Origin of the sequence: Deinococcus sp. LM3 (assembly GCF_002017875.1) — a bacterium.
Lineage (GTDB): Bacteria > Deinococcota > Deinococci > Deinococcales > Deinococcaceae > Deinococcus.
In genome coordinates this window covers 350,826-367,874 of record NZ_MUFV01000001.1, presented here as the reverse complement: position 1 = coordinate 367,874, position 17,049 = coordinate 350,826, and the positions used below count along the sequence as shown (strand labels likewise).

The following is a 17,049-nucleotide window of genomic DNA, read 5'->3' as shown; positions in this document are numbered from 1 at the left end:
GCCGCGCACAGTGCGGCGCCGGTGGGGTTGCGGTGGAGGCCGGGGGGTGGCGGGGGCGCAGGTGAGGGTGTCCCCGGATCGGGCGCGTGGTACCCAACAGCCGGGCTGACTGGTATTAACCTGTTGGGGTAGCGTCAGAGTAGTTCTGCTGCCTGACCCGCACCTGAACACCCGGTTCATGGCACTCATCACCGGAGGGCCGGTACCCCAGACACGCCGCCACCCCGAACGACAGTGGGGTGGCGGCGTGTCTGGTCGGCAGGCAGGAGCCCCGCCTGGACCTGGATTACTTGCGGTAGACCTTCACGGCGCCGTTCACGGTGCGGATGGTGCCGCCCTCGAAATCGGCGGCCCAGGCCCCGCCGATCTGATACTGGTCACGGGTGGGGAAGCCCAGGAACGAGCCGCTGCCGCCCAGCCCCTGGTAGGTCCTGAGGACCGCGCCGGTCAGCCAGAACGTGCCGTACTTCTCGGTGCCGTACAGCGCGCCGTTCTGGAAGAAGCCGTACAGGCCGCTGGTGCCGTAGGTGTTGCGCGGGATGACCTTCTCGTCCCCGGCGGCCCAGCCCAGGCGGCTGGGGGGGCGGGTCGCGCCGTTCTCGGCTTTCGCCAGCGCCAGGTAGCGCTCGAGCAGCATGCCGTGCACGGCGTACGAGCGGCTGCTGCCGTTCGCGCGCAGCAGTACCGCGTCGCCGTACGCGCCGACGCCACGGAACTTCTGCCACAGGCCGTCACCCCACGGCACGGCGTACGTGGTGGCCTGCCCGAGGCTCTCGCTGCCCTTCAGGCGGGCGTAGGCGTCCACCATCGCCTGATCGCGCGCGGCGTTCTGGCGTTCGCCCGGCTGGATCTGCCCGGTCGGGGTGGGCTGCGGCGCGGGGGTGGGTTGCGGGGCCGGGGTGGGCTGGGCGGGCTGACCCTGGCCGGGCGTGATGGTCACGCTGCCGGTCGCGCCACCGGGCGCCGGGGCGGGCGGGGTGACGGCCTCGCCGCCCACGCGGAAGGTGACGGTATCGGTCGTCCAGCCGTCGGCGGGCAGGGGACTCACGACGATGCTCAGCGCCCGGGCGAGGTTCTCCTGCCCCTGCACCCGCACCTGCGCGAAGCCCTGCCCCTCGGCGAAGCGCGCCACGTCCTTCAGGTCCAGTTCACGGGTGCTGGCGACGGCCAGCAGGCGGTCCTGGCCGTTCGGGCCGCCCACCGTGAAGTTGTACTTCGCGCCCTGCGACGGGAACACGCGGGTCACGCCGGCCTGCACGAAGTTGCTCTCCTCGAAGGTGTTCGGGAAGAACAGGTCGATCTGCCCGTTGGCGTTCACGTTGAACAGGTACACGTAGGCGTCCTGGTTGGTTTTCAGGCCGACGCTCAGCTGCTCGCCCTTGCGGTACACCGGGTTGCCCCGGCCGCCCGCGTCGCGGTTCACCCAGACTTCCACGTTCAGTTTCGTCTCGACGGGATTCACGATGATGCTCTGGGCGGTGATCTTCGCGGGGCTGGCGCCCGCCCAGGCGCCCAGGCCCAGCAGGCCCGACAGGATCAGGGTGGCGGTCTTCAGCGGACGTTGGAACTGGTGATCGGTACGCATGGTGTCTCCTTTGTGAACGCATGGATTCCTCGGGTGAGGGGTGCTTGAGGAGTTCACCGTAGGGCGCGAAACTGACGCACAGCTGAGCAGCGCCCACGCCGCAAGGAATCCCGAAGGTCAACTGAAGGGCGGCTGGCCGTTCAGTGCGGAGCATGAGGAGCCGCTGGCACAGTCCTGAAGGCCCGTTCATCCCGCTGCCCCCGCGCCGGCGCTCCCGGCAGCGGTAGGCTGACGGCATGGTCACCCGCCGAACCGCACTGGGCGCGCTGCTGGGAACGCTGCTCTGGAACGCGGGAGCGGCCGGGGTGCTTCCGGCAGGCCGCCCCGCTCCGCCGGACCCCTGGCCCGCCGCGCCGGTCCTGACCCGGCTGTTTCGCCTGCCGGCCGGCCGCGCCGACGCCCAGGCGATGATCGCCACGCTGGACCTGACGGTCGCGCAGGTCTGGGAACTGCGGCGCCTGGCGGGCAGCGAGACCCTGTCGGCCAGCGCGCCGGACTCCGGGACGGCCCGCGCGAAGATCGCCGCCACGAACGCCGAGAAGGACCGCAAGGTGCGCCTGCTGCTCGGCGCGGACTACGCCCGGTTCCGCGAATGGGTGCGGGTCTGGTGGCGCGAACAGCTGCGCCGCTTCTGACGCCGACCACAGCGGCCGGGGGGTGTCCTCATCCTCCCAGGCGGGTCACGGCCCACAGCGCCAGCGGCGCGAGCAGCAGCGCGGGCAGCAGGCTGCCGACCCGCACTCGGCGGTCCTCGAACCCCAGCCCGGCCAGCATCAGGTTCCAGCTGATGCCGATGATGGTCAGGCCGCCCGCCCCGGTGATCAGCAGCACGTACGGGTTGGTTTTCAGCACCTGCGGGTCCGCGCCGCCCAGCAGCCCGGCCGCGAACGTTCCGGCCAGCAGGCTGATGCCGCCCTGCACCAGCAGGACCGTCAGGGCGCTGAAGCCCACCCCCACCCCGTACGCACCGGCCAGGGCCAGCGCGGCGATGCCGTCCAGGGTGCTTTTCAGGACGTAGGTGCTGCTGTCGCCGGTCAGGCCGTTCTGCAGGCCGCCGATCACGGTCATGGGCCCCACGCAGAACAGCAGGCTGGCCGCCACGAACCCTTCCGTGAACCGCCCGCCACCCCGGAACCGGCGCTTGAGGGTCTGCCCCAGGCGCTCGAGGGCCTCCTCGACTCCCAGCGCCTCGCCGATCACGGCGCCGGCGGCGAGGCTGATCAGGGCCAGGATCACGCCCGGCACCGCGCCGCCCTGCACGCGGTTCAGGCTGCCTGCCATGTCCAGCCCGATGAACAGCGTCACCAGGCTCAGGGTCTGAAGCAGCGTGCGCTGCGTGCGTTCCGGCAGTCGCCCGCCGATGGTCAGGCCCAGCAGGGTGCCCAGCAGCACCGCGCCCACGTTCACGAACGTTCCGGAAAGTTGCGTCAGGAGACTCATCGGCCCCGACTGTAGCGTCCCGCCGATTCTGAAGGTCCGGGTAAGGCAACCCTGACTTGCACTTGACGGGGGCTGTGGTAAGTTCTGTGCAAGTTGAAACGAGTGACCGCCCACCTCCCGAACACGCCGCGCCGATGCGGCGGGCCGGGCGGCGCGGGCAAGACCGCCAGCGTGAAGAATCTGAACTTGTGTGTGGGGCTGCCGTGTGGTGGCCCCACGTTCGTTTGAGGAGGCCAGCACCATGACCTTATCCGACCAGTACCAGAACATGCCCAAACTCCTGAAAGTCAGCGAAGTGGCCGATTTCACCGGCACCCACGAACGCACCGTCCGCCGCTGGATCCGCGACGGTCGCCTCGGCGCGGTCGAGCATCCCAGCGGCCTGCGCGTCCCGCGCCGCTCGCTGTGGCGTTTCCTGGGACTGGATCTGGCCCTCAGCGCCTGACCCCGTTGCCGGGCCGCATCCGCCCCGCGCACATCGCGTCCGGGTATGGCGCTTGCGCTCCCGCGTGACCCTCTGCGGCTGGCCCTCTGCCAGTGGCCTCGCGCCGGTGGCCCCTTGCCGGTGGCATAGTGTCGGGCGTGATGGACCTGACGGCCGCCCTGACCCTCGGTGACTCGGAGGCCCGCGCGGCCCTCGCGATCCTGCCCCCCGGCGACCGCACCCACGCGGGAGCGCACGCCCTGCGGCTCGGCCGCCCGCACTTGACCCTCGACTGGTCGGCCGAGCCGCTGCTCCGCGCGGCCGCGTACCTGCGACTGGGGAGCACCGGAGCGGCCCGGCAGGAACTGCGTGGCCAGCCCGATACGGCCCGCCCGGCGGTTCTGCATGCCCGAGCGGCCCGTCTGGACCGCGCCCCGGACGCCGCCGCCCTGGCCGCGCACGCCGCTCGGCTGGCCCGCGCGGAAGGCGACGGGAACGCCCTGATCGCCGCCGCAATCCTGAACGCCGAGCAGGACCTGAGCGGCGCCGATCGCGCGGCGCACTTCGCGGCCCTGCGCTCCCTGGCCGAGGGCCTGAAGGTCGCCGAACTGACCGGCCAGCCTGCCGACCCGCACCTGCTGGCCGTCCTGGCACACGCGCAGCGGCCCCTGAACGCCCGTAAGGCTGCCGCGACCGCCGCCAAGGCCCTGGACCGGGGCGAACCCGGCAGCCCGGCGCGCGTGCTGGCCCTGCTGGCCCTGGACCGCCCCGACGAGGCCCACGCGCAGGCGCAGCGCGGCTCGCTGGCAGCGGCGTGGTGGGAACCGTTCGCCGGTCTGGTCAGCGCAGCCCGGCCTCCTGCCACAACGCCGGGAACGGACGGTACGGCGGCGGACGGATGAACGCACGCGGCGCCGGGTTTCCCTCCAGGTACACGCTGCGGTACGTCCAGACGTTGCGTTCCTGAAGCGCGCCGTACAGCTCTGCACCGGCGCGCAGTTCATCTGCCGCCAGTGGCTGGTGCGCCCGGTAGGCGCGCAGGAACGCAGTCCCCAGTACGGTGTCCAGCGCAAAGCAGAAGTGCAGGGCGCGCACGATCTCCCAGGCGCGCGGGGCGAGGCGAGGCTGCTCCCAGTCGATGATTGCGGCCGGACGCTCCCCCAGGAAGAACACGTTCCCGTCGTGATAGTCACCGTGCAGGAAACGCCGGGGCAGGTGGTCGGCCACCGGAGTGTCATCGGGCGCGGAGTGCAGGTGCGCCAGGCGCTCGCGGGTGCGGGCCAGCGCCCAGCTGTCCACCGTATCCGGGTGGGGGAGGGCCAGGATGGCTGCCTCGACCTGCCGTAATTCCTGTCGGGTGGCCCCGGCGCTGGTGGGCGGGCCGAGCACCGACACGGGAAAGTCCACGCGGCGCGGCAGGCGTGCGTGCAGGTCGGCCAGGAACGCGCCCAGCGCCGCTGCGTGGGTGGAGGTGAGAGTGGCTCGCGGGATGGGCGCACCGGGGGCCACCTCGAACAGCGCCGCCCAGTGGCCGTTCAGGTCGGTCACGGTGTCGCCGGAGTGGGTGGGCAGGACGCGCGGCGTGGGAATCCCGGCGGCGCGGGCTACCCCCACGGCCGCGTGTTCCCGCCGCGCCCGGTCCAGGCGCGGGTCGCGGTACACCCGCAGGTGAAAGACTCCGGCCTGGGCCTGCACGCGGTACGCGGCGTTCACGCTGCCGCCGCCCAGCGGCGTGACCGACCCCACGGAACCGACCGGCCACCGCGCCTCTATCCCTGGCACCGTGACCTGCGCCGCTGTGGGTGCAGCCGCGTTCACGGTGGGCTACCCGACCTGCACAGTCAGGCGGTCCAGGCCGCGAATCACAAAGCCGCCCGTGTACTGCGCGGCGTCCGGGCCGCCCAGGTGCAGGTCCGGCAGGGCGCGGCACAGGGCGCGCAGGCTCATGGCGAGTTCCAGGCGGGCCAGTGGGGCGCCCAGGCAGTAGTGGATGCCCAGCCCGAAGGTCAGGTGCGGGTTCGGGTCGCGGTCCAGGCGCAGTTCGTCCGGCGCCTCGAAGCGCTGCGGGTCGCGGTTGCCGCTGGCGTACAGCAGCGCGACCCGGTCGCCGGGGTTCAGCGCCGCGCCGCCCAGTGTGACGGGGTCCAGCACGATCCGCTCGAACATCGGCAGGGGCGTGTCGAAGCGCAGCAGTTCCTCGACGGCGCGGCGGAACACCGGCAGACTGCCTTCATGTGGCGCGGCCTGCACCAGCGTCTCCCAGTGCCGCCGGTCGCGCAGCAGGGCCTGCACGCCGGCACTCAGGCCGTTCACGCTGGCCTCGTGCCCGGCATTCAGCAGCAGGATGCAGGTGTCGATCAGTTCCTGAGCGCTCAGGCGGTCGCCGTCCTGTTCGACCTGCACGAGCGCCGTGATCAGGTCGTCACGCGGTTCGGCCCGGCGTTCGGCGGCCAGTTCGCGCAGCAGCGCACTGAAGTCCAGCACGGCCTGCTCGGCCGCCGCCTGATCTGCCGCGCCTGCCGACGGTTCGTACAGTTTCACGATGGCCGCCGACCAGGGCCGCAGCTGCGCGCGGTGTTCCTCCGGCACGCCCAGCAGCTCGGCGATCACCGTGACGGGCAGCGGCTCGGCGTAGGCGCTCACCAGATCGAAAGAACCCTGCTCGCGCAGGCCGTCCAGTTGCGCCGCCAGCAGCGCCTCGATGCGGCCCTGGAGCGCCTCCACGCGCCGGGGCGTGAACGCCAGCCCCACCAGCGAGCGCAGGCGCGTGTGCTTGGGCGGTTCGCTGTCCAGCAGGTGGTTGGAGTTGAACGCATCGAAGTTCGCCTGCGCTGGGTCCGGGCGCGGCCAGCCCAGCTCGTCCCGCGAGTAGCGGTGCAGGGCGCTGCGGCCCAGCCGCCGGTCGCGCAGCGCGGCGCTGATGTCCGCGTGGCGGGTCAGCACCACCCGGTCCAGCGCCGGGTCCACGAACACCGGCGCGTCGGCGCGCAACTGCGCCAGCAGCGGGTACGGGTCGCGCACGAACGCCGGGTCCGACACCGGCAGCGTGCGGGTCGGGACGCTACCCGACAGGCGCCCGTGCAGCGGGGCGCGTTCCGGGGCGGCGCCACTCACAGGAACTGCTGCCCCTCGACCCGCAGTGGCGTGTCGCCGCTGTCGGCCTGACTCCCCGTGGGGTGGGCGCCAGCCAGTTTGACCCCGCCGGACGGCGTGACCAGCGCGTGACGGGTCAGGTCGGGTTCCGCGCGGGGAGCGGGCGCGTCGGTATTCCCGGAGTCGGGCGTACTGGCTGGTGCGGCGCTGGCCGGTGCGGTGTCCGGCAGGGGCGCGGCAGCCGCTTCCGGCGCCAGTGGGGGCAGCGGGGTGGCCGACAGCGGGCCGGTGGGCAGCGGCGTGGAGGGCAGCGGCGCCTCCTCGGACAGCACGTGCCGGCCGGACAGGTCCGTGAAGGACGACATCAGCGCCCGGTAGCCGCTCAGGAACTGCGAGTACTCCTGACGGGCCGCCGTGAGCCGCGAGGTCAGCTCGGCGTGCCGTTCCGAGAAGGCCCGCTCCAGTTCCGCGAAGCGTTCGGCCTGTGCCCGCTCGCGCTCGCGGATCAGTTCGTGATGCTCGCGTTCCATGTCCGCGAAGCGCCCCCGGAACGCCGCCTCCAGCGCCGCCAGCCGCGCCTGATGCCCGGATTCCAGTTCCGCGCGGCGGCTCTCGGCGTCCCGCAGGGTCGCGTCGCGTTGCAGGGTGGCCTGGGCGATCATCAGCTCCGATTCCCGCACGGCGTTCTCGCGCAGTTCGTGCGAGATCCGTTCGGCCGCCACGACCGCGCGGCGGATCTCGTCCTCGTTCTGCCGCTGCTCCTCGAGTTGCCGCTCCAGGCCCGTCAGCTGGTCCCGCAGCGCCTGATGCTGTTGCAGCAGCGTTTCCATGTCGTCGGACAGTTCGTTCAGGAACGCGCGGACCGAGGTGCGGTCGTAACTGCCCAGCCGGGTCGGGAATTCCTGATGACGCACGTCGAGAGGGGTGAATTTCACGAGAACAGACTCCTTCCCACCCGGACGAGGGTGGCTCCTGCGCGAACGGCCAGCGGGTAATCCCCGCTCATGCCCATGCTCAACTCTGACAGACCCAGATCATGCGCCCGCCGGGCCGTGTCCGTAAACAGCGCCAGCAGCCGCGCGTCCCGCTCGGCGTCCTCCAGGCCCCCGACATCCGGGGCCATGACCATCAGGCCGCGCACGGTCAGGCCGGTGGCCTGCACCTCGCGCAGCGCGCCCGGCAGTTCCGCGCCGCTCAGGCCGTGCTTCTGGGCCTCGCTGTTATGCACTTGCAGCAGCACGTCCGGCGCGCGGCCCCACCCCTGCGCGGCCTGCGCGATCGCCTCGGCCTGCCAGACAGCCTCGATGGAATGCACCAGCGTGACCGGACGCAGGTACTTGACCTTGTTACGCTGGAGTGTGCCGATGTAATGCCATTCCAGGTCCGGGCGCACGGCCGCCTTGTCCCGCAGTTCCTGCGCGCGGCCCTCGCCCAGCGGGAACGCCCCGAATGCCAGGACGCAGCGTTCGATGCTGGGCAGGTCCTGGCCCTTGGTCACGGCCACCAGCCGCGCGCTGCCGGAGGGCCGCCCGGCCTGCGCTTCGGCCTGCCGGATGGCGGCCAGAACCGCCGGGACGCTCAAGGTGACCCCGCCGGGGCCTGTTGCCCGGCCGGACCGGCGGGGCGCTGCTGATAAACCGTCACGTCCGTTATTCTCACCCAATCGGCGGACGCACTCAAGCCTGCGCCGGAGGCGGCGGCAGCGCGCTCCGGCTGCGGCGGGGGCCACGCCCGCCCACGGTCCTCGCAAGCCATCCGCAGAGAACCTTCACCCTTCTCAGGGACGCAGCGGCAAGTGTGAGCGCAGTGCTCGCCGTCCCCAGCCCCCAACCTTTCTCCCCGGTGGGGGCGATTTCAGGGTTCCGTGCGAAACTAGGAGAAGAATGCGACACCCCATGACGCTCGCCGTGACCGTCCTCCTCGCCGCGCCCGCCGTCGCACAGACGACCGGGACCGTGCAGGACGTGACCGTGGTCGGTACCAGTGAACTGCTGGCCAACTTTGTCCGTGCCACCCTCAGCGTCCAGAGCGGCGCGCCCCTATCCAGCATCAACCTGCGGCAGGTCGAACAGGAAGTCGTCGCCAGCGGCTACTTCAAGAGCGCCACCGCCGAACTGCGCAGCGTGGGCGGCAAGGACAGCCTGTTCATCACGGTCGTTCCGAACGCCACCATCAAGGACGTGACGGTCACCGGCCTGACGTTCCTGCCCGCCGACGGCTTCAAGAAGAGCGTCGGGGACCTGCTGAACATCGCGCCGGGCGCCACCCTGAACACCCAGCGAATCGACGAGGCCAAGACCGCGCTCGCCAGCAACTTCCAGGGCGAGGGGTACCCCTTCGCGCCCAGCATCAGCGCGGCCGTGAAGACCGAATCCGACGGCACCGTCACCGTGAACTTCGTCGTCGACGAGACCGCCCCCCTGACCCGCGTGGAAGTGCAGGGCGTCACGCTGCTGCCCGCCAGCACCGTCACCTCCATCTTCAAGCCGCTGTACGACGCCCGCCGCTTCACCCCGGACGCCTACTTCGCCGCCGTGCAGCAACTCCAGCAGGCCTACGACGCCGCCGGCTACCTGCAGTCCGGCGTGAACCCCCAGGCCAGCACCCTGGAAGGCGGCGTGCTGAAGATCGGCGTCATCGAGGGCCGCGTCTCCACCGTCGACCTGACCGACTTGGGCGTCACGAACCCCACCCTGCAGACCCGCGCCGGGCAGCCCATCAGCCTCCCCGCGTTGCAGGCCGACGTCCGCACCCTGGCCAACCAGACCGGTAAACCCGTCGGGTTCGCCATCCAGCCCAACCCGCAGAACCCCGCGCAGGTGACGGTGCTGTTCGGATCGGCCGGCGTGGCCACCGGGCCGGTCAAGAGCATCGAGGTCAAGGGCAACACCCTGGTCCCCGCCGCCGACCTGCTCGCCGCCGTGAAGACCAAGACCGGGGACGTGTACAGCCCCCAGCTCGCCCAGGACGACTTCCTGGCCATCCGTGACGTGTACCGCAAGGCCGGGTACGAGATCAGCACCCGCGACGCCATCAGCTTCGACGGTGGCGTGCTGACCTTCAACACCCGCGAGGTCCGGGTCGCCGGGTACGAACTGCAGTGGCAGGGCAAGCACAACACCAAGGACCGCGTGATCCTGCGCGAACTGCCGGAACCCGGTCAGGCCTTCAACCAGAAGGACCTGTACGCCGCGCTGGGCCGCATCAGTCGCCTGGGCTTCGTGCGCGTCGTGACCGAGAGCGTCCGCAGCGACCCCGCCAACCCCGAGAATGTCACGTACGTGCTGGGCCTCGCCGAGACCACCACCGGCATTCCCGTCAGGCTGGGCCTGACCTACGATGCCTTCGCGGGTGGCTTCGGCGGTGACGCCGGGTACACCAACAGCAACGTGTTCGGCCTGGGCCACAACTTCACGGTCTCGGTCGGCGGCGTGCAGAACGACGCAGGGCAGAACCTCCTGGGGAACGTCTCTTACGCCATTCCCTGGCTGGACCTGGACTTCCTGGACTTCCGCAAGACCCCCACCAGCCTGTCGGTCAGCGCCGGATCGAACGTGGTCAGCAACAACCCCCTGATCAGCACCGACACCGACACGCCCGCCAAGACCGACACCGGCTGGGACTACACCACCCGCAACAACTCTTTCAGTGTCAGTGCCGGGCGCAGCCTCGCCACAAACCTGTACGGCCGCGTCAGCGTGGGCACCGGATACTCCACGTACTACCTCGAGGCTCTGAAGGACAAGGAAAACGTCGTCAAGTACAAAGACGCCAGCGGCACCGAACAGACCCGCACCTTCGATCAGGCGTCTGCGGCCGCGCTGGTCCCGGACTCCTCGCTGACCACCCGCGTCAGCACCGGCCTGAGCTACGACAGCACCACCAACCCCGAGTTCCCCGACCGCGGCGTGCGCGCCGGCGTGACCGCCGGGTACAACTTCGGCCGTCAGAACAACGAGAACGTCCGCTGGGGCGACCTGGAAGGCGGCGTCAGCACCTACTACGGCCTGGGCCGCACCCTGGAGAAATCCCTGGGCGTGACCAGCAAGCAGCAGGTGTTCGCCGTGCGCGCCAACGCCGGCACCACCCTGGGCGTCGGCACCGCCCCCACCGGCACCGGCTACTCGATCGGCGGCGGCAGCAGCGCCAACGCCTCCCGCCAGATCCGCGGTCTGGACGACGGCGCGCTGTTCGGCACCAACTACCTGACCACCAGCGCCGAGTACCGCTACGACTTCGGCCTGAACTCCGGCATCGCGCAGGGCCTGTACGGCGTGGTCTTCGCGGACGCTGGCAGCGCCTGGGGCAGCGCCACGACCGCCAACACCAGCTTCGACCTGAAGTACGGCGTCGGGGCCGGCGTGCAGCTGAACCTCGGCATCGGCGGGGCGCTGCTGCCCAGCCTACGCTTCGACTACGGCTTCAGCCCCCAGACTGGCACCGGGCGGTTCTACTTCCGTTTAGGTAATTTTTGGTAACTGGCTACAATGGCTGTAAGTCTGAAAGCTTAAGCTGGACTTTGGCCATTGACAGGGGGAGCGGCATGCCGCTCCCCCTGTCAGACTTGAGCATGACACTGCTGCCGAACTGGTTCACTGGAGTCCTGCAAGGATTCGCCCCGCTCTTATCGGCACGGGTCTGGCCGCAGGTCCAACTCCTTGTGGTCGGGGCAATATTGTCGCCTGGGAAGCGGACGGTGACCGCCGCTCTCCGGGTACTCGGATTGGCCGACGATCCCAGGTTCGGTACATTTCACCGTCTGTTGAGTCGGGCGCGCTGGTCCAGTCTTCAGGCCAGTCAGGTGCTGTTCAGCCTGCTCCTGACTGCCTTTGTGCCCTCTGGACCGCTCGTTCTAGGCTTGGACGACACCATCGAACGACGGACCGGCAAAAAGATCAGCGCCCGAGGCATCTATCGTGATCCGGTGAGGTCCAGCCATGGGTACTTCGTGAAAGCCAGTGGTCTCCGCTGGTTAAGCCTGATGGTCTGTGATTAGCGGGGGGAGCTAGACAAGTTGCCAGAAGTGCTATTTGACGTCCCAGCGCTAAAATATCCGAGGCATCTCCAAGGAATAATACCCCAGTGTACCGATTGTAATCCAGACTATTATTTCTAAAAACCGCGTCCAGCACGCTTATGTTTTTAGCTAAAAAGGCAAAGTGTCTTTAATGGGTAGTCATTTCTAGCGTCTTGGACGGCAAATTTGGTGCCGACTTTACAAATGATACCCGCTAATCACAGACGGAAGGTCTCGCAGTGCAGCAAGAATGCGGTGGGTGCGCAGACGTACATGCGGATCAAGTCCACCGTGGAGACCGCGCAGTTGCGCGGTCAGGACCCCGTCGCGGTCCTGACCAGCCTGATGCGCTGACTGGGCACTTGACCTTTCGGCCGACCGCTAAGCACAGACGTTGACTTTTTGATGCCGTCCCACACGAACTTTTCGAAAAGTCTCGGGGATTGAGATCTGATGTATAGACATGTTGCGTCAATCTAGCGCACGGCTGAAATGTCACAGTTGTAAGCTTTTTGAGCGGTGAGTAAACGTGGTAAAAAAGTAAACGGCCACCTTTCTTTTATTTCATCGCAGGGAGAATAATGAAGAAGCTTGATATCGTGTCCGATGTTATTGATTTCGACTTGGTTGAGATTCTTGAAGAGCGCTTGGATATGTGCACTGCGCCAATCCCTACTCCTGGGGCACCTGTAACTGGATGCGGCGGGGGAAGCGAGGACGGCGTGGATGTTGGAATTCGCATCGGAATTTAAAGTCTCCATAGAGTAAGTTAATTTTGAGGAATCGTGAGAGGGTTCGTCTCTCTCACGATTAAAATTTATGAAGATAAAAGATGAAGTAAGAATTTCCAAAAATCAGAACGGCGACATGATACTGACGCTGGCTGAATGTGTGCCTTTAAAAATAAGGTTCGAAGCTGTTGAGTACTTCACTGATATTTTTATTAACGGCAACCATAACATTCAGCTCAACGATCATAAATATGACTATTTTGTTAAATTGCTGTGGGACTCTGGTTATATTGCTGGGGGCTCTATAAGCACTAGTTCCAAGCGAAAAATATTTCCTTTATTTGAATTGTGTTCGCTTAAAATTAATCCTCCAATACTTAGTAAATTTGGTGCTATGCATGCAGTGCTGAGTCTTATAGTTTCTACATTATTATTTTTTTTTGCACTTATTATTCACTTTGAAAATCCAATTCACGGCGAAATAAATTATTTAACCGTGTATATATTAGTGCTGATTTATATTTTTATACACGAGTTAGGGCATATAGCTTTTGCATCATTCATGGGTATAAAGGCAGAAAGAGTGGGGCTTGGGCTTCTTTTCTTCATATACCCATCAGCATTTGTCAAGATCAATCAGATATACCACCTCAAAAGAGAACAGGCGATGTTGGTAAATTTTGGGGGAATAGTTTTTGGAAATTATGTCTTTTTTATTGCATCATTGGTCAAAGTGCATACTAATGTGCCTGGCATAGAATGGGCAATGAACTCCGTACTTGCTATTATTGTTTTCAATTTAGTGCCGCTCAATCAGGGTTCAGATGGGTACTTAATTCTTACAAGTATAATTAAAAGCCCTTTTTACAGGAAAGGATATATAATGATAGCGAAATTATTCGCAATTGTTATCATATGCAGATTTATATATACGCAGCTCATATACTTCTGGGGGAAATTGCATGGTTGATGAAGTCAGGATGATACAAGCGAAAAGAAATGCTTATATTAAAAATATAATCAAAGAGATAGGCTTAAGCGATGAGGATACAAGCGCATTATCAGATAAGCTAGAATTAAATCTAGAAAGTCCTCAGATATATAATCTCATTATCTATGAACTGGCGAAAAGTAACAGTAATTATACTGAGATCGAAAAAATAACCGAGTCAGCCTGTTATTTCATAGATAGTCAATTAGTACTGGATGATATTATAGATGAGAGGATTTCTGATCCAAAATACTTAGCACTGTATGATATTCTAGTATCTAAATCTGTATCTATCTGGCCTAATATTGTTTCCTCATCCCGTTATACTATAGATAGATTAGATTTACTCGCATCCCATTGTAATACGATCAAAAATTCCAATCTTAATCCATATATCTTATATAAGAACGACTCTGTGAGAAAATCCGCCATGTTTCACGCTATTATAAAAGAAATTGACCCGCACGCTTGTCCTATCATAATAGAAAAAATACGAATGATTTTATTTGGCACACAAATAATTGACGATCTAAAAGATCTGAAAGATGACATTATGCAGTCCAAAGTATCCGGATTAATTTGTTACAAAAACCAGAATATTAGTGTGTCGGGGGGCTATAAAGAATCTATAGAAAAACTGGTAATATCTTTTCTGGATGATATGTCTAGTATTGACGAAGAAAGTAGGCATATATCAGTAGACTTAGCTCTTTCTCATATTAAAAAAACATTTGAAAAGATTGTATCAAAATTATAACATTAAACTATATCTTCATATGCTTTAATTATTTCCTTATATACAGGAGGGAGGAATAATGGCTGCAATTTTTGTGGGAGGCGTATTTTGGATCGCCACATATGTATTATCTATTATAATATCTATCAAAAATCAAAAAATAAACATCCCAATCTCCGCCATTTGTCTAAATATATCTTGGGAGCTTGTTTACTCCTTGAAACTGCTATCAAGGCCTCCAACTATTCAGCTTGCAATTGATATTCTTTGGCTAATTCTGGATTTTATCATCTTAATCTACGTATTTAAGAATCTTATTATTTATAAGAGTAGCTCTATACTTTTGTCGATAGTCATCATGTTGGTTTCATTTATTGCTATTCAGATCTCAATAATTGAAATCTACGGAATTGACTATGGTGGCCGGTACTCTGCATTCCTACAAAATTTATATATGTCCATTGCTTTCATTTTTACTGTAGGTGCTAATTTCTATAAGTCATATCTATTGGCGGTAACGAAGCTTATCGGGTCGCTTCTTTATTTGATAGGATTTTATTATCTAGAGAGGATGAATTTCATACTAATCACTGGAATTTTAACTTTAATTGCGGATGTGATATATTTGATTATGCTAAAAAGATTGTATGCGAAGCCAATGGTGATGCTATCGAAGGCCTGATGCTCGCGCGAGTGCTGCGTGACCTGAGTCCGCAGTTGCCCCTGCGCACCCTCGGCTGGGTGTTCCCGGACGAGACCACGGCCGCGCTGCTGCTGGAAGGCGCGGGCCTGAGCCGCACCAATCTGGTGCTGTCTTACCGGCCGCCGCAACCCGTGGTGTTCCTGTCCCGCGAACGCCTGCGCGGCGACCCCCGCAGTCCCTTTCAGCGGTTCCTGGCGAACCGGGTGCGCGGGGACCTGCTGGCCGCCGAGCAGCTGAAACTCGACCGGGTGATCGCCCTGCACTTCTCCGGTGAGACGGGCTTCGTGGACCAGCCGCCCACCCGCCTGCTGTTCGAGGTGACGGGCCGCAACGCCAACCTGCTGGTCCTGGACGCCGGCGAGGGTTTCGGCGGGCGGATCGTGATGGCTGCGCGCGAGATCACGAACAGCCGCAACCGCTTCCGGACGATCCGCACCGGCGGGCCGTACACGCCCCCACCCCCCTACGACAAGCTCGACCCGCGCAGCCTGAGCCCCGACCAGGCGCGCGAACTGGCCGCGCTGCCCATCGGCCGCTGGCGCGAGCGGCTGGACGGACTGGGGCCGCTGCTCAGCGCCGAACTGGCCCGCCGCGCCGACCTGAGCCCCGACCAGCCGCCGGGCGAGCGCTGGCCGGAGGCGCTGAAGGCCGCGCAGTCGGTCGTCAAGGACCCGACCGTCAGCGAGGGGGTCATGGAGGGCGGCGCGCGTGAGGCCGCCCGCAGCGAGAAGGCCGCGAACCTCCGCAAGGCGCTGCGCGAACCGCTGGAAAAGCGCGTGACCCTGCTGCGCAACCAGCTGGCCGACGTGACCCGCGCCGAGGCCGGCCTGAGCGACGCCGCGCAGGACCGCGAGGAGGCCGACCTGCTGATGGCCTACGCGCACACCGTTCAGCCCGGCGCGGCCAGCGTCCTGCTGAGTGCCTTCGACGGCAGCGGCGAGCGTCCCGTCGCGCTGGAACCGAACCTGAGCGCCGTGCAGAACGCCGAGAAGCGCTACACCCGCGCCCGCCGCCGCGAGGACGTGTACCTGCGCCTCGCCGAACGCGAGGGACCGCTGCGCGCCGAGCTGGCCGAAGCCGAGGCCCGCGTGCACGACCTGGACCTCGCGCCGCTGGAACAGCTGAGTGAACTGGCCGCGCAGGTGCAGAGCGAGAAACCCGAGAAGAGTCCCTACGGCACCCGTTTCACGAGCCCGTCGGGCCTGGAAGTGCTGGTGGGCCGCAACAACAAGGAAAACGCCACCCTGACCCACCGCGTGGGGCGCAGCATGGACTTCTGGTTCCACGCGCAGGGGTACCCCGGCAGTCACGTGCTGGTCCGCAGTGGCCCGCGCGAACTGGACCTGCCGGACATCCTGTTCGCCGCGCGGCTGGCCGCCGCGAACAGCAAGGCGCGCGGCAGCAGCAACGTCCCGGTGGACTACACCCGCATCAAGCACGTCTGGAAGCCGCGCGGCGCGCCCGCCGGACAGGTCCACTACACCGACCAGAAGACCGTGTTCGTGGACGGCACCCTCCCGGACTGATCCGCTCCCCCTCGCCTCCGCCCGGAGGGAATGGTGGTTGCCCGCCGGTCTATCCGGGGCCGGGTCAGTCCGCCCGTCCCTGGCGGGCTGGTGAGCGGGCTCGCTGTTCGCCGCTCCGGGACGGGTACAATGCCCGCTCGTGGAACGCATCATGTTCAGGGCCAAGATTCACCGCGCGACCGTCACCCAGGCGGACCTCGACTATGTCGGCAGCGTCACCATCGATCAGGACCTGCTGGACGCCGCAGACATCCTGGTCAACGAGCGCGTCGACATCTACAACATCACCAACGGCAACCGCCTGAGCACCTACGCCCTCAGCGGCCCGCGCGGCAGCGGCGTGATCGGCATCAACGGCGCGGCCGCCCACCTCGTGCAGCCCGGCGACATGGTCATCATCGCCGCCTACGGCAACTTCAGCGAGGAGGAGGCCCGTCACCTGGAACCCCGCGTGGTGCTGGTCGACGCGCACAACCGCGCCCTGCCTACCCTGCAACCCGCCTGATCCTCTTTCCGCGTTGTCTGGTGTGACGGCGCCGCACGGTCCCGCCTGTTGCGTGGCGGGTGGTGCGGTGACAGGGTTCACGTCAGCTCCCGGTCAGATGAAGCATCGATGAAGTTCACCGGCGCGCCGATCTGAACCACAAGGGGAGCCGGCCACCAGGAGTGCCAGGCAGCCGCCGGGGCGCAGATGCCGTGCTGGCCACCGCCATCCGCTCAGGCTGCCCAGTCCGGCCGGGCCGTCCGTTCAGTCTGGCCGACACCCACGTCGGGTGGTCCTCTCCACTGCCGCTGCGGCCCCC

The 17,049-nt window shown here is 64.4% G+C and carries 17 protein-coding genes; 11 read left to right on the top strand and 6 right to left on the bottom strand.

The window, feature by feature from the left end:
- Positions 1–286: 286 nt before the first annotated feature.
- Positions 287–1,585 (bottom strand): DUF4384 domain-containing protein, encoded by a 1,299-nt coding sequence (locus BXU09_RS01655; protein WP_078300155.1) that lies wholly within the window; start codon positions 1,583–1,585, stop codon positions 287–289.
- A 236-nt stretch (positions 1,586–1,821) separates the two neighbouring features.
- On the opposite strand from BXU09_RS01655, the gene BXU09_RS01650 reads away from it, so the two are divergent.
- Positions 1,822–2,220, top strand: coding sequence for a hypothetical protein (locus BXU09_RS01650; protein ID WP_078300153.1), 399 nt, complete (start codon positions 1,822–1,824; stop codon positions 2,218–2,220).
- Between the two features lie 28 nt (positions 2,221–2,248).
- Here the strand turns inward: BXU09_RS01650 and BXU09_RS01645 are convergent, their stop codons facing one another.
- Positions 2,249–3,025: a DUF554 domain-containing protein gene (locus BXU09_RS01645; RefSeq protein WP_078300151.1), complete on the bottom strand. Its 777-nt coding sequence runs from the start codon at positions 3,023–3,025 to the stop codon at positions 2,249–2,251.
- Between the two features lie 241 nt (positions 3,026–3,266).
- Between BXU09_RS01645 and BXU09_RS01640 the strand changes: the two genes are divergently transcribed.
- Together BXU09_RS01640 and BXU09_RS01635 are read left to right on the top strand one after the other, a co-directional pair.
- The gene (locus BXU09_RS01640; RefSeq protein WP_078300149.1) at positions 3,267–3,470 is read left to right on the top strand and encodes a helix-turn-helix domain-containing protein; all 204 of its coding nucleotides are present in this window, start codon (positions 3,267–3,269) and stop codon (positions 3,468–3,470) included.
- Between the two features lie 140 nt (positions 3,471–3,610).
- Complete coding sequence (locus BXU09_RS01635; RefSeq protein WP_240501297.1) at positions 3,611–4,351, top strand: hypothetical protein; 741 nt, start codon at positions 3,611–3,613, stop codon at positions 4,349–4,351.
- Here the strand turns inward: BXU09_RS01635 and BXU09_RS01630 are convergent.
- The 4 genes from BXU09_RS01630 to BXU09_RS01615 are packed head-to-tail and all read right to left on the bottom strand — an operon-like array spanning position 4,290 to position 8,124.
- Positions 4,290–5,267 (bottom strand): phosphotransferase, encoded by a 978-nt coding sequence (locus BXU09_RS01630; protein ID WP_078300147.1) that lies wholly within the window; start codon positions 5,265–5,267, stop codon positions 4,290–4,292. The two genes, BXU09_RS01635 and BXU09_RS01630, sit on opposite strands and share 62 nt — an antisense overlap.
- A gap of 6 nt (positions 5,268–5,273) precedes the next feature.
- On the bottom strand, positions 5,274–6,563 hold the full coding sequence (locus BXU09_RS01625; protein WP_240500921.1) for a cytochrome P450: 1,290 nt from the start codon (positions 6,561–6,563) through the stop codon (positions 5,274–5,276).
- Positions 6,560–7,477, bottom strand: a complete 918-nt coding sequence (locus tag BXU09_RS01620) for a DivIVA domain-containing protein (protein WP_078300145.1) — start codon at positions 7,475–7,477, stop codon at positions 6,560–6,562. The genes BXU09_RS01625 and BXU09_RS01620 overlap by 4 nt, the downstream gene beginning before the upstream one ends.
- A complete protein-coding gene (locus tag BXU09_RS01615) occupies positions 7,474–8,124 on the bottom strand; it encodes an alanine racemase (protein WP_078300143.1) in 651 nt (216 codons plus the stop codon). Before BXU09_RS01615 ends, BXU09_RS01620 begins: the two co-directional genes overlap by 4 nt.
- Before the next feature lie 301 nt (positions 8,125–8,425).
- On the opposite strand from BXU09_RS01615, the gene BXU09_RS01610 reads away from it, so the two are divergent.
- The 8 genes from BXU09_RS01610 to panD all read left to right on the top strand — a co-directional run bounded on the left by BXU09_RS01610 (position 8,426) and on the right by panD (position 16,751).
- On the top strand, positions 8,426–11,020 hold the full coding sequence (locus tag BXU09_RS01610) for a POTRA domain-containing protein (protein ID WP_078300141.1): 2,595 nt from the start codon (positions 8,426–8,428) through the stop codon (positions 11,018–11,020).
- Between the two features lie 65 nt (positions 11,021–11,085).
- Complete coding sequence (locus BXU09_RS01605) at positions 11,086–11,538, top strand: transposase (protein ID WP_346417548.1); 453 nt, start codon at positions 11,086–11,088, stop codon at positions 11,536–11,538.
- Positions 11,539–11,763: 225 nt separating this feature from the next.
- The gene (locus BXU09_RS20820) at positions 11,764–11,913 is read left to right on the top strand and encodes a hypothetical protein (RefSeq protein WP_168174539.1); all 150 of its coding nucleotides are present in this window, start codon (positions 11,764–11,766) and stop codon (positions 11,911–11,913) included.
- A 227-nt stretch (positions 11,914–12,140) separates the two neighbouring features.
- Positions 12,141–12,311, top strand: coding sequence for a hypothetical protein (locus BXU09_RS20815; protein WP_168174538.1), 171 nt, complete (start codon positions 12,141–12,143; stop codon positions 12,309–12,311).
- A 67-nt stretch (positions 12,312–12,378) separates the two neighbouring features.
- The gene (locus BXU09_RS20035) at positions 12,379–13,260 is read left to right on the top strand and encodes a site-2 protease family protein (protein ID WP_144011927.1); all 882 of its coding nucleotides are present in this window, start codon (positions 12,379–12,381) and stop codon (positions 13,258–13,260) included.
- Complete coding sequence (locus BXU09_RS20030; protein ID WP_144011926.1) at positions 13,253–14,038, top strand: hypothetical protein; 786 nt, start codon at positions 13,253–13,255, stop codon at positions 14,036–14,038. The genes BXU09_RS20035 and BXU09_RS20030 overlap by 8 nt, the downstream gene beginning before the upstream one ends.
- 660 nt (positions 14,039–14,698) lie before the next feature.
- On the top strand, positions 14,699–16,246 hold the full coding sequence (locus BXU09_RS01600) for an NFACT family protein (RefSeq protein WP_240500920.1): 1,548 nt from the start codon (positions 14,699–14,701) through the stop codon (positions 16,244–16,246).
- A gap of 139 nt (positions 16,247–16,385) precedes the next feature.
- On the top strand, positions 16,386–16,751 hold the full coding sequence (panD, locus tag BXU09_RS01595; protein WP_144011925.1) for an aspartate 1-decarboxylase: 366 nt from the start codon (positions 16,386–16,388) through the stop codon (positions 16,749–16,751).
- The last annotated feature ends 298 nt before the right edge of the window (positions 16,752–17,049 follow it).

Coding starts and splice junctions, on each gene's coding strand:
- BXU09_RS01645 (WP_078300151.1), bottom strand. CDS start 3,025: ATGAGTCTCCTGACGCAACTTTCCGGAACGTTCGTGAACGTGGGCGCG.
- BXU09_RS01650 (WP_078300153.1), top strand. CDS start 1,822: ATGGTCACCCGCCGAACCGCACTGGGCGCGCTGCTGGGAACGCTGCTC.
- BXU09_RS20035 (WP_144011927.1), top strand. CDS start 12,379: ATGAAGATAAAAGATGAAGTAAGAATTTCCAAAAATCAGAACGGCGAC.
- BXU09_RS20815 (WP_168174538.1), top strand. CDS start 12,141: ATGAAGAAGCTTGATATCGTGTCCGATGTTATTGATTTCGACTTGGTT.
- BXU09_RS01635 (WP_240501297.1), top strand. CDS start 3,611: ATGGACCTGACGGCCGCCCTGACCCTCGGTGACTCGGAGGCCCGCGCG.
- BXU09_RS01640 (WP_078300149.1), top strand. CDS start 3,267: ATGACCTTATCCGACCAGTACCAGAACATGCCCAAACTCCTGAAAGTC.
- BXU09_RS20030 (WP_144011926.1), top strand. CDS start 13,253: ATGGTTGATGAAGTCAGGATGATACAAGCGAAAAGAAATGCTTATATT.
- BXU09_RS01600 (WP_240500920.1), top strand. CDS start 14,699: ATGCTCGCGCGAGTGCTGCGTGACCTGAGTCCGCAGTTGCCCCTGCGC.
- BXU09_RS01655 (WP_078300155.1), bottom strand. CDS start 1,585: ATGCGTACCGATCACCAGTTCCAACGTCCGCTGAAGACCGCCACCCTG.
- BXU09_RS01605 (WP_346417548.1), top strand. CDS start 11,086: ATGCCGCTCCCCCTGTCAGACTTGAGCATGACACTGCTGCCGAACTGG.
- BXU09_RS01610 (WP_078300141.1), top strand. CDS start 8,426: ATGCGACACCCCATGACGCTCGCCGTGACCGTCCTCCTCGCCGCGCCC.
- BXU09_RS20820 (WP_168174539.1), top strand. CDS start 11,764: ATGATACCCGCTAATCACAGACGGAAGGTCTCGCAGTGCAGCAAGAAT.